The 6,562-nt window shown below is 65.7% G+C and carries 3 protein-coding genes; all 3 read right to left on the bottom strand.

Annotated features, from left to right (window positions below):
• Window positions 1-69 precede the first annotated feature (69 nt).
• The 3 genes from ACMZ6R_RS14720 to ACMZ6R_RS14710 all read right to left on the bottom strand — a co-directional run bounded on the left by ACMZ6R_RS14720 (window position 70) and on the right by ACMZ6R_RS14710 (window position 6,365).
• A complete protein-coding gene (locus tag ACMZ6R_RS14720) occupies window positions 70-2,370 on the bottom strand; it encodes a pyridine nucleotide-disulfide oxidoreductase/dicluster-binding protein (protein WP_416112770.1) in 2,301 nt (766 codons plus the stop codon).
• A gap of 87 nt (window positions 2,371-2,457) precedes the next feature.
• Window positions 2,458-5,208, bottom strand: coding sequence for a molybdopterin-dependent aldehyde oxidoreductase (locus tag ACMZ6R_RS14715; RefSeq protein WP_416112768.1), 2,751 nt, complete (start codon window positions 5,206-5,208; stop codon window positions 2,458-2,460).
• A gap of 134 nt (window positions 5,209-5,342) precedes the next feature.
• Window positions 5,343-6,365 carry a molybdopterin-binding protein gene (locus tag ACMZ6R_RS14710; RefSeq protein ID WP_416112766.1) on the bottom strand — a complete coding sequence of 341 codons (1,023 nt, stop codon included), beginning with the start codon at window positions 6,363-6,365 and terminating at the stop codon, window positions 5,343-5,345.
• Window positions 6,366-6,562: the final 197 nt, after the last annotated feature.

Genomic DNA, 6,562 nt, shown 5'->3' with positions numbered 1-6,562 from the left:
TTTGAAGGGGGTCCAGGGGGAAACTTTTTTTAAAAAGTTTCCCCCTGGCCGCCGGAGGCATCCCCTCTTCTACTTCCCGACATTGTTCACGGACATGCGGTGGCTGTAGGCGGTGAAGACCCGGGCGACATCGCCTTCCATCACGTATTCCACCCAGTAGGTGACGCGGTGCGGCGTGAAACTGGCCAGGAAGCGTCCGGTTTCGCGGTTAAGGAATTTCCGGCCCGTGGTTTCGGCATGGGCCAGGGTGCGTTTCACGTCGTCGTCGAGGATGTGGCGCGCTTCCAGGAGGGCGCGCACTTCCGGGCTGACCACGAAATCCGGTCCCACAGGGGCCTTGGCGTCGACCTGTTCGTTCCAGACTGCGGCCAGAAGCTGGCGGCGCAGACGGGCCCGGGTCTCGTGGCGCATGGAGAAGCCGGGATCGGGCCGCGCGGCCGGATCGTCCGTCGCGTCGCCGGGGAAGAGGATGTCGAGGAGGTGGTAGGCCCGCTTGCCCACGTGGGAGAGCCGGTCGCGGCACATGGCGCAGGTGGCGAGGAAGTCCTTGTCCGAGGCGGCGGCCCGGCGTTCGGTGATGGCCTTGGCCAGTTCGGGGTGGGCGTTACCCACGAGCCCGCCGAAACCGCAGCATTCGGTGTAGCGGCCGGACAGCGGCAGCTCCTCGAAGGCGACGCCGCGCTTGGCCAGAATCGCGCGCACGGCCTGCTGGAGCGGCGCGTTGTGGCGTGAGGTGCAGGAGTCGTGGACGGCCACCGGCGCGGCCGGGGAAAAGCCGGTCGTTTCGGGCAGCCCGGTCTCGGCTTCCATGACCTCCCACAGCGAGGTGGCCGGGATTTCCGGCGCGGCCTGCCGGAAAACGGTCAGGCAGGAGGAACAGGCCGTGATGAGGCGCGGCTTGCCGAGGGCTTCCCACTGCGCCTTGAACGCGGCCACGACCTCTTCGAAGAGGGGCTGGCGTCCGGACCAAAGCGCGGGCGCGCCGCAGCAGCCGAGGGCCAGGCCCACGCCGCCGGAGAGTTTTTCCCGCAAAAAGGCGTAGGCCTGGGGAATGCGGCCATCGGGTTCGCCGGCCAGCTGGCAGCCCGGGAAAAAGAGGTGGGCGCAGGCGTCCTTGCCGGGTTCGGTGCGGAGGAGCGCACAATCCGGGCCGTTGGAAAAGGCCATGTCCTCCAGGGCGAACTCGTGGGCCGAGGGCGGCATCTTGCCGCGCTTGACCATATCCCGGCGCGAGTCCAGGCACAGTTCGGCCATGGAGAAGTCCTCGGGGCAGATCTCGGTGCACAGCCCGCACAGCGTGCACGAGTCGATCATGCGGTTCAGGTAATGGTTGCCGAGGACGATGGAAAGGTTGTTGTAGATCTGCCGGGTGTAGAGCTTGGGATAGCCCTTGTAGTGCTTGAGGTATTCGCAGGCCTTGACGCACTCCATGCAATCGCAATGGATGCAGCGGGCGGCCTCGGCCTTGGCGGCCTCGGGCGTGTAGCCGGCGACGGGGTCGTCGGGGTCGTTGCGCGCCACGCTCGCGATGCCCTTGAGGTTAGTGAAGCTGCGCGTGGTGACCACGCCTTCCTTTTCCCGGCTTGTGGTCAGTGTCGCGCCGGAAAGATAGCGGTCGACGGAAGAGCCGGCCCGGCGGCCGTCGGCCACCAGGTTGATGACGGAGCGGCTGCCGTCCGGGGCGGGCCAGCCGCCGCAGAAGACGCCTTCGGGGCCGCCGGCCAGGGTCACGGGGTCGACGTCCGCGCGGCTGCGGCCAAGCGGATTGTCGCCGGCGCACTCCACGTAGACGGCGTCGAAATTTTGTTGGACCTCGGTGAGGAGATCGTCGGAAAGGGGCTGTCCGGTCTTTACGGTCACGCCCATGCGGCCGAGGATGTCAAGATTTTCGGTCAGGACTTCGGGCGGCAGGATGTCGGACGGCAGGTCGCGCAGAGCGCCTCCGGGCGCATCCCCGGGGACGAACAGCGTGACGGCGTAACCTTTCTTGGCTAGGTCCCAGGCCAGGGTCAGGGCGCTTAGGTCCCCGCCGAGCCCGGCCACGGATTTGCCCTTGGCCGGCATGCACATAGGTTTGCCGCCGGTGGCGGTTCCAAGGGCGCAGGTCCGTTCCAGATGGCCCATGGCCAGGGGGCCGCCGATGCTTTCGCGCAGGCAGACCGCCTCGCAAGGATGGTCGCAGATCCTGGCCAGCACGCCCGGCAGGGGCATGGTGCGGTCAAGGACCTTGCGTGCGCCGGAGAGGTCTCCGGACGCCATCTTGGCCATGAATGCCCGCACATCCACATGGATGGGACAGGCTGCCTGGCAGCGAGGCTGTTCCTCCTCGATGCACCGGTGTTCGATGTCCCGCAGCTCCTGCTGATTCATGAAGACCTTCCGATGGGATACGACGGGACGGACGCTTGCGCGTCCGTCCCGTCGCCCATTTTTAAGACAATGATAGGACCCTTGCGGTTACTTGCCAAGCTCCTTGATGGCGGCGAGCACCTTCTCGGGGTAGGCCGGGAGGTGGCGGACAAACGCGCCGCCCGTGGCATTGGCGATGGCGTTGATGATGGCCGGGTGCGGACCGCACAGCGGCACTTCGCCCACGCCGGAAGCGCCGAACGGGCCGTGCTTACGCGGCGAGTCGACGTAGATCAGCTCCATGACGTCCGGGACGTCCTTGATGTAGGGGATGCCGGCGCCGGCCATGGAGGAGTGCTTCTTGATGTCCTCGAAGTCCTCGGTGAGGGCCAGACCGACGCCCTGGGCGAGACCGCCCCAGTTCTGGCCGTCGACGGTCTGACGGTTGGTCAGGGTTCCCACGTCCTCGACGAGGGTCATCTTGTCGACCTGGGTCTTGCCGGTGGTGGTGTCCACGGTGACCTCGGCCATGAACAGACCGTACATGTAGTTGGCGAACGGCTCGCCCTGGCCGGTGACCGGGTCACAGTCGGTGGCCGGCTGCGTCCAGGTGCCGTTGTACTTGGTCTTGAGACCGTCTTTGACCATCTCGTCGTAGGTGCGGAAGGTGCCATCCGGCTTGCGCATGGCGTCGAGGAGCTGGGTGCAGCTGTTGATGATGGCGTTACCGACCATGACGTTGGAGCGGGAACCGCCGGCCGGGCCGGAGTTCGGGCACTTGCTCGTGTCGTTCATGAACAGCTTGATCTTGCTGGCCGGGATACCCAGGGGCTTTAAGGCCTCGTGGGCGACGCACATGGAGGCAAGATCGGAACCCTGGCCATGATCCTGCCAGGTGTTGATGACCGTCACGGTGCCGTCGGGATTGAGCTCGATGTCGGAACCGGCGGTATCCGGGCCGTCCAGGCCGGAACCGTAGATGCCGAAGGCCACGCCCACGCCCTTTTTCAGGGTGTCGGTGGAGTGGCGCTTGGCGTTGGCCAGAGCCTCCTTGTACTTCGGACGGAGGATGTCGATCATCTCCGGGTACATGAAGGAGTCAGGCACCTGTCCGGTCGGGGTGGTGTCGCCCGGACGGTAGCAGTTGACGTAGCGCAGTTCCAGCGGATCCCAGCCGCCCTTGAGCGCCAGCTCGTCCAGCAGCACTTCGGAGGGGAACATGATCTCCGGCGAACCATAGCCGCGGAAGGCCGAACCCCAACCATGGTTGGTGCACACGCAGTAGCCCACGGCGCGCATGTTCGGGATGCCGTAGCCGGCCATGAAGTACTGGGCGCCGCGCAGGGTCAGCAGGTCGCCGAACTCGGAGTAGGGGCCGTGGTCACAGATCCACTCGTGCTGGGTGCCCTTGATCTTGCCGGTCTTCTTGTCCGCGGCCACCTTGCCGGTGGTCCAGAACGGGGAACGCTTGCCGGTGTAGTACTGCTGCTGGGCGTAGTTGTAGTGCAGGTGGCAGGGGCGGCCGGTGGCCATGGTGGCCGCGCCGACGAGGGCTTCCATGGTCGGGGAGAACTTGTAACCGAAGGTACCGCCGGTGGGCAGCTGGATCAGGGCGATCGCAGGCGGCTCGACACCCAGGCCCGGGGCGATCATGTACATGTGCAGGTGCAGGCCGATGGACTTGGAGTAGATGCGAAGGACACCTTCCTCGTCGTACATGGCGTAACCGACGTCAGGCTCGATGGGCATGTGGGGCTGGCGCTGGGTGTAATAGCTGCCTTCGGCCACCACGCAGTCGGGGCTGCTGAAAAACGGCTCGGGATCGTCGCCCTTGATCAGGCCCTGCTTGTAATAGGTGTTCGGGGTGCCGGGGTGGATCTCGATGGCGTCTTCGGCCATGGCCGCGGGCGCGTTCATGTAGGCCGGCAGGACTTCCAGGTCGACCTTCACCTTCTCGGCGGCGGCGCGGGCGTTCTTCTCGGAATCGGCCGCGACCAGGGCGATGGCGTCGCCGTACTGGAATACCTTGGTGTCGCACAGGATCGGACGATCCCAGCCGTCACCCTTGTTGGTGGGGAAGGTGATCAGGCCGGTGATGCGGTTTTTGCCCTTGATGTCCTTGGCGGTGATCACGCTGTGCACGCCCGGCATCTTGAGGGCTTCGGAGTAGTCGATGCCCTTGATGTTGGCGTGGGAGACCCGCGCCTCGACAATGGCCAGGTGCAGGGTGTCGGCGGGCAGCTGGAGCTTCTGGTCGTCGCCGAAAGCCCACTGGCCGGTGACCTTGGCCACGCCGGAGGGACGCGGCGCGCGGGAGTTGAAGATATTGCCGTCCGCCGGGAAGTTGTGGTTGATGTCGAGGGTCATCTCACCGCGCAACACCTTGGCGGCGTCCATGACCGAGTCGACCAGCGGAATGTAGCCGGTGCAGCGGCACACGTTCTTGTGCTTCTGGAACCAGTCGCGGACCTGCTCGCGGGTGGGCTTGGGATTTTCGTCCAGCAGGCCCTTGGCGGACATGATGAAACCGGGTGAGCAGAAGCCGCACTGGGCCGCGCCGTTGACCACCCAGGCCACCTGCAGCGGATGCAGGTTCTGGGGCGTGCCCAGACCTTCGATGGTGGTGATGTTGGCGTAGTTGTCGATGCGGCGGACCTTGGTGATGCACGAGCGCACGACCTTGCCGTCGAGGATGACGGAGCAGGCGCCGCACTGGCCCTTGCCGCAACCGACCTTGGTGCCGACCAGATGCATCTGCTCGCGCAGCACTTCGGACAGGAAGGCGTCGGGATCGACAATGAGCTTGCGCTCAATGCCGTTCACGATCCAGATCTTTTCCAGTTTTTTTGCAATTTCCATGCGTTTCTCCGTGCTCTGGTTAGAGGATTTCCGTTTCCGCCGATACGCACGCCGCTTGCCAGGGGCGCAGGCACGCTGTCCGCTGCCGCTTCGCGCGAGCTCTTCCGGAAAAGACGGCCGAGGCCGTTTCCTCCTCAGCTCTTGCCAAACCCGCAAAGCGGGTAGCGGCATTCCGGGCACATGGCGCACAGGCCCCCATGCCCGAGTTCCACGATGTCGGCCCGGGTCAGCTTTTCGCCGGCCACCAGCCGCGGCACCGTCAAATCGAATATGCTGGCCTTGTGGTACATGACGCACCCGGGCAGCCCCACCACGGGCACGTCGCCGATGTAGGCCAGCATGAACATTGCCCCGGGGAAGGTGGGCGAGCCGTAGGTGACGACTTCGCCGCCGGCGGCCCGGATCGACGACGGGGACAGGTCGTCGGGGTCGACCGACATGCCGCCCGTGACCGCGATCATCTCCGCGCCGTCGGCCAGAAGCTGGCGGATGGCGCGCACGGTCATGTCCTTGTCGTCGGGCACGATGACCTGCCGTATGACCGAGCAGCCGAGGTCGTCGAACTTGCGGCGCAGGACCGGGCCGAACTTGTCCTTGATGCGGCCGTGGTAGACCTCGCCCCCGGTGGTGACCACGCCCACGCGCAGCGGCTTAAACGGGCGCACCATGACCAGCGGGCCGGTCTCGGCCGTGACCTTCTCCACCGCGTCGAGCTTCTCGGCGGCCACGACCAGCGGCACCACCCGGGTGCCGGCCAGCATCTGCCCCTCGGAAACCACGGTGTCGCCGTGCATGGTGGCGATGGTCACCTCGTCGATGGAATTGCAGCGTCGCAGGGCGTCGACATTGATCTTGAGCAGCCCCCGCCGGTCGGCCAGCAGGTTGATGCGGCCCTCGCAGGGCTGGGTGAAGGTGATGCCTTCGCCGGCGATGGCCCGGGCGATGCGTCCGGCCGCGTCGTCCTCGTGGACCAGCCCCTCGGCCAGGTCCCAGACGTAGATGTGTTCCTTGCCCAGGCGCAAAAGGACCGGGATGTCCTCGGGGGCGATGATATGTCCCTTGCGGAAAGCGGGTCCCTTGCCCTCGCCCGGCACGATGCGGGTGATGTCGTGGCAAAGGACCATGCCCTGGGCCGTTTCGACGGGAATGCTGCGCATGAATCTCTCTCCCGGGTCAGACGCGGCCGTTCGTGTCGGCCGGTTCTGTTGTGTTGCGGCGGATGGCGTTCCGGATTGTTGTGTCACGCTTTTTTGCGAAGCGTGATTCCTGTCGCCATGACGCGGCGGAATTCGCGCCCGTTGTTGCTGCGGTCCGGGAATGGGCTGGGGCGACATGTTGTGCGGAAAAACGCGCT

Origin of the sequence: Solidesulfovibrio sp. C21, assembly GCF_047785625.1 — a bacterium.
In the GTDB taxonomy this organism is placed as follows: domain Bacteria; phylum Desulfobacterota; class Desulfovibrionia; order Desulfovibrionales; family Desulfovibrionaceae; genus Solidesulfovibrio.
The sequence above is the reverse complement of the archived record's forward strand: the minus strand, read 5'-3'. Positions and strand labels throughout refer to the sequence as shown.

What these genes read in the sequence shown, in the direction of transcription:
- ACMZ6R_RS14720 (WP_416112770.1), bottom strand. Translation starts at nt 2,370, where the DNA reads ATGAATCAGCAGGAGCTGCGGGACATCGAACACCGGTGCATCGAGGAG.
- ACMZ6R_RS14715 (WP_416112768.1), bottom strand. Translation starts at nt 5,208, where the DNA reads ATGGAAATTGCAAAAAAACTGGAAAAGATCTGGATCGTGAACGGCATT.
- ACMZ6R_RS14710 (WP_416112766.1), bottom strand. Translation starts at nt 6,365, where the DNA reads ATGCGCAGCATTCCCGTCGAAACGGCCCAGGGCATGGTCCTTTGCCAC.